4 protein-coding genes are annotated in these 4,950 nt (G+C 47.2%); 3 read left to right on the top strand and 1 reads right to left on the bottom strand.

What is annotated here, in order from left to right; all coding sequences use genetic code 11:
* Window positions 1-238 precede the first annotated feature (238 nt).
* Window positions 239-1,234 (bottom strand): aspartate--ammonia ligase, encoded by a 996-nt coding sequence (gene asnA / locus CEX98_RS12120; protein WP_099642326.1) that lies wholly within the window; start codon window positions 1,232-1,234, stop codon window positions 239-241.
* Between the two features lie 161 nt (window positions 1,235-1,395).
* Here asnA and asnC point away from each other — a divergent pair, with 161 nt between their 5' ends.
* From asnC to recG, 3 genes are read left to right on the top strand one after another with little or no spacing between them, the layout of a single operon-like run.
* A complete protein-coding gene (asnC, locus tag CEX98_RS12115) occupies window positions 1,396-1,854 on the top strand; it encodes a transcriptional regulator AsnC (protein WP_045964915.1) in 459 nt (152 codons plus the stop codon).
* Window positions 1,855-1,905: 51 nt separating this feature from the next.
* Window positions 1,906-2,604 carry a tRNA (guanosine(18)-2'-O)-methyltransferase TrmH gene (gene trmH, locus CEX98_RS12110; RefSeq protein ID WP_099642325.1) on the top strand — a complete coding sequence of 233 codons (699 nt, stop codon included), beginning with the start codon at window positions 1,906-1,908 and terminating at the stop codon, window positions 2,602-2,604.
* Between the two features lie 28 nt (window positions 2,605-2,632).
* Window positions 2,633-4,720 (top strand): ATP-dependent DNA helicase RecG, encoded by a 2,088-nt coding sequence (gene recG / locus CEX98_RS12105; RefSeq protein WP_099642324.1) that lies wholly within the window; start codon window positions 2,633-2,635, stop codon window positions 4,718-4,720.
* Window positions 4,721-4,950 lie beyond the last annotated feature (230 nt).

Here is a 4,950-nt window from a genome sequence, read left to right as displayed (position 1 = left end):
GCAAGTTCATCTCGCGATTTTTAACTGCTCGCCGCATGAAGCGGCTTCTACCAGAGTATTCACCCTGTGGGAGCGAGTTCACCTCGCGATTTTTTAACTGCTCGCCGCGTGAAGCGGCTCCTACCATGGCGTCGCCCCGTAGGAGCGAGTTCACCTCGCGATCTTTTAACAGCTCGCCGCGTGAAGCGGCTCCTACCATGGCGTCGCCCAGTAGGAGCGAGTTCACCTCGCGATCTTGTTAAAGTAAATCAGCAACGCTGCTGCGTACTTCTTCAGGCCATACACCTACCTGCACCTGACCAATGTGCTGCTTTTGTAACAACAACATCACTAAACGTGATTGGCCAATACCACCCCCAATGGTTTGTGGTAACTCACCCGCTACTAACTGTTGGTGCCAATCTAAGCTTAAACGAGTCTCGTCATCGGTTAATTTAAGCTGTCTTGCCAGCGAGTCGGGGCAAACACGAATACCCATTGATGAGATTTCAAAAGCATCTTCTAGCACTGGGTTCCATACTAAAATATCACCATTAAGCCCTTGGTATTTATCGCACGTTGGCGTTGACCAATCGTCATAATCTGGTGCACGAACGTCGTGAATTTTGCCATCTCCAAGTTCACCACCAATACCAATTAAAAATACCGCACCATATTCTTGAGCAATCGCCTTTTCACGTTGCTTAGCAGTAAAATCGGGGTACATAGTGCGCAATTCTTCACTGTGCACAAACGTAATTTTCTCTGGAAGGAATGCCGCAATACCAAACTCGTCTTCAACGACCTTTTCTGTTGCTTTAATTGAACGATAAAGGGTCTCAACCGTCTCTTTTAGTTTTGCCAGCGAACGTTCACTGTTTTCGCAAATCACTTTTTCCCAGTCCCACTGATCCACATAAACAGAATGGATTGGCGATAGCTTATCTTCGTCTGGGCGTAACGCTTTCATGTGCGTATAAAGGCCTTCACCTTTAGCAAACCCATAATCGCCTAATGTTTTACGCTTCCATTTAGCAAGAGAGTGCACTACTTCAAACTGCGCATCTGGTAGTGTTTTCACTTTTACTTGTACCGCCTGTTCATGACCACTTAGGTTGTCTTGAATACCATCGCCTAAGCGCGCCAAAATCGGAGCTTGTACTTCAACTAACCCCAATTGTTCGGTTAGTTGTGATGAAAATACTTGTTTTACTCGTGCTATCTGCTTTTGTGTTTCTTGATACTTGCTCAACATGGTTAGGTCCTCATTCCCGCATTTGTCGTTTTGTTAAGTCTATATTTAAAGAAAGTGGCACAAACATCAATAACCCACAACAAAAACACCTTTACATAATTATTTTCATCAAAAATATGCTATAAATTTTATATAAACGATAATTGTTAATGGATATTTACATGGAAAATTATGAGATCGATAATCTGGATAGATCCATCCTTCACGCTTTAAAAGAAAATGCCCGCACTCCGTACGCAGAATTAGCCAAAAGATTTACAGTTAGCGCAGGTACAATCCATGTGCGGGTCGAAAAAATGAAGCAAGCGGGGATCATCGAAGGAACTCAAGTGAGCATCAATGCCAAACGACTTGGTTACGATGTCTGCTGTTTTATCGGGATAAACCTAAAACACGCCGGCGACTACCCGGGAGCCATTGCACGTTTAAAAGAATTTGAAGAAGTGGTTGAGGCCTACTACACCACCGGCAATTACAGCATTTTTATCAAAGTGATGGCGCGCTCCATCGACCACCTTCAAGATGTACTGATCAATAAAGTGCAAACCATTGAGTCGATCCAATCAACTGAAACGCTGATCTCACTACAAAACCCAATTCAGCGCACCGTTATGCCTTAGCCCCTTTTTTGTTATAATCGCGGGAATTTTTTGATTAGAGTAGTTAAGTAGATGGCTGAGAATAGATTCCATCGTGTAAAAAGCGTATTAGATAGACGCCAAACCGACCTTACAGTATGCCTAGACGAAGTGCATAAGCACCACAATCTGTCAGCGATTGTACGTACCGCAGACGCGGTTGGCTGCCACCACGTGCACGCTGTATGGCCGCAAGAGCAGAGACGGTTAACCAATAACACCTCTGGCGGCAGCAAAAACTGGGTTGAGACCCATATGCATGAGCATATAGACCAAGCCGTTGCAACAATCCGTGAGCAGAATCCAGGTGTGCAATTACTGGCAACCAACCTGAGCGATAGTGCCGTTGATTTTCGTGAAATTGATTACACTAAACCCACCGCCATTATTGTTGGCCAAGAACGCTTAGGGATCTCTGATCGCGCACTTGAACACGCTGATCAGCACATTGTGATCCCAATGCAAGGCATGGTGCAATCACTTAATGTCTCTGTTGCTGCAGCGCTTATTTTATACGAAGCACAGCGTCAAAGAGATGCTGCGGGACTGTACAAACGTACAGATATGATGGATCCTGTGGTAAAACATAAGTTACTATTTGAGGGGTGTCATCCAATTATTGCAACCCGCTGTAGAGAAAAAGGACTACCTTATCCTGCACTTGATGAGCATGGTGAAATTGTTGCAGACGACACTTTTTGGGACATTCTTAAGTTTACGCAGAAGAAATAAATAACGCGGATCGCGCTAGAGGATTAGCATGTCGACACCAAATTTGGCTACTTACCCAATCACCGAATTAAAAGGCGTAGGCCCCAAAGCGGCCGAGCGTTTGGCCAAACTTGGCATTCAATCGGTACAAGACATGTTATTTCACCTTCCGCTGCGCTACGAAGACCGTGCTCGTACTTATTCAATCTGCGAGTTGCAGGCCCATAGCCATGTCAGCATTGAAGCTGAGATCGAGCGTAGCGAAATCACGCAAGGCAAACGCCGTATGTTGGTGTGCTATGTTAATGATGGTACGGGGCGGATCGCACTGCGCTTTTTTAACTTTAACGCAGCACAAAAAAATGCCATGCAAGCGGGCAAAGTGATCCGCTGTTTTGGTGAGGTTCGCCGTGGTCATTATGGCTTTGAAATGGCGCATCCAGAGTACAGCATCAAAGAGACGCGCTCTGCACCGAGCGATCCGAGTCTTGCGACGCTTACGCCAGTTTATCCTACCACCGAAGGATTAAAGCAACTGAGCATTCGAGCAATTGCCGATCAAGCCGTTGAGTTACTGCGCAAATATGATGTACCAGATTATTTACCAGCTCAGTACCGGCCATCACAGCAAAGCTTAAAAGAAGCGCTGTTATTACTGCATCGCCCACCACAAGAAGTGGATTTAGCGCAATTAGAGCTTGGGCAACACCCCGCACAAGCACGTTTGGCGTTTGAAGAGTTATTGGCGCAAAACCTCAGCTTGCTCAAGCTAAGACAAAAAGGTCAAGCAGTAAAAGCAGTTGCACTACCACCTAGCAATCCACTTGAAGCCCAGTTTTTATCTGCTTTACCATTTGCCCCCACCAATGCTCAAAGTCGAGTAGTGGCAGAGATCAAAGGCGACTTACAACACCCCTACCCCATGATGCGATTGGTGCAAGGGGATGTTGGCTCAGGAAAAACCCTTGTGGCAGCACTTAGCGCGTTAACGGCTATCGCACAGGGTTATCAAGTAGCACTAATGGCACCCACTGAGATCCTATCCGAGCAACACGGCATCAACTTCCTTAATTGGTTTGAACCTATGGGTATAGAAACCGTATGGCTGGGAGGTAAAACCAAAGGTAAGGAACGTAATTATGCCCTTGAGCGTATTGCTTCGGGGCAAGCGCAAATGGTGGTCGGCACCCATGCGTTATTCCAAGAGCAAGTGCAGTTTTCTAACCTAGCCCTAATCATCATCGACGAACAACATAGGTTTGGCGTGCATCAGCGCCTAGCGCTAAGAGAAAAGGGCAAGTTTGGCGATTGCTATCCGCATCAGCTGGTGATGACCGCAACTCCAATTCCAAGAACCTTGGCAATGACGGCCTATGCAGATCTTGAAACCTCAATTATCGATGAGCTACCACCGGGCAGAACCCCAATCACAACCGTCGCCGTGCCAGACACCAGACGCAATGAAGTAATCAAAAAAGTACAAAAGGCCTGCGTTGAAGATAAACGTCAAGTGTACTGGGTATGTACGCTCATAGATGAGTCTGAAGCGCTACAGTGCCAAGCCGCAGAAGACACCGCAAAAGCCCTTGCTGAAGCCTTGCCTGAACTTAATATCGCGCTGGTGCATGGCCGTATGAAGGCCCAAGAAAAGCAGGCCATCATGGACGAGTTTAAACAGGGTCATACCCATGTGCTGGTTGCCACTACCGTGATTGAAGTTGGCGTGGATGTGCCCAACGCTAGCCTTATCATCATTGAAAACCCTGAGCGTTTGGGTTTGGCGCAGCTGCACCAATTGCGCGGCCGTGTTGGTCGTGGGCAAATCGCATCACATTGTTTACTGCTTTACCATGCACCGCTATCGGTCACTGCACAAAAGCGTTTAGGAGTGCTTAGAGAAAGTAATGACGGCTTTGTCATCGCTGAGCGCGACCTTGAGATCCGCGGCCCAGGTGAAGTGCTTGGTACAAAACAAACTGGATTGGCGGAGCTTAAAATTGCCGATCTTAGCCGAGATAAACATTTATTGCCCCAAGTGAGAAGCCTAGCTTTTACCGTGCTTAAAAACCACAGCGATATTGTTGACCCTATCATCTGGCGCTGGATGGGTGATAAGAGCGAACTAGCCATGGCGTAAGTCTAAAACATCCAATAAAAAGATCGCGAGGTAAACTCGCTCCCACAGAATGAACACCTAGGTAGGAGCCGCTTCACGCGGTGAGCCGTTAAAAGATCGCGAGGTAAACTCGCTCCCACAAAGTGAATACTCTGGTAGGAGCCGCTTCACGCGGCGAGCCGTGAAGAGATCGCGAGGTGAACTCGCTCCCACAGAGTGAATACCTCGGTAGGAGCCGCTTCACGCGGCGA

Origin of the sequence: Pseudoalteromonas piscicida (assembly GCF_002744175.1) — a bacterium.
Taxonomy (GTDB): domain Bacteria; phylum Pseudomonadota; class Gammaproteobacteria; order Enterobacterales; family Alteromonadaceae; genus Pseudoalteromonas; species Pseudoalteromonas piscicida_B.
The sequence above is the reverse complement of the archived record's forward strand: the minus strand, read 5'-3'. Positions and strand labels throughout refer to the sequence as shown.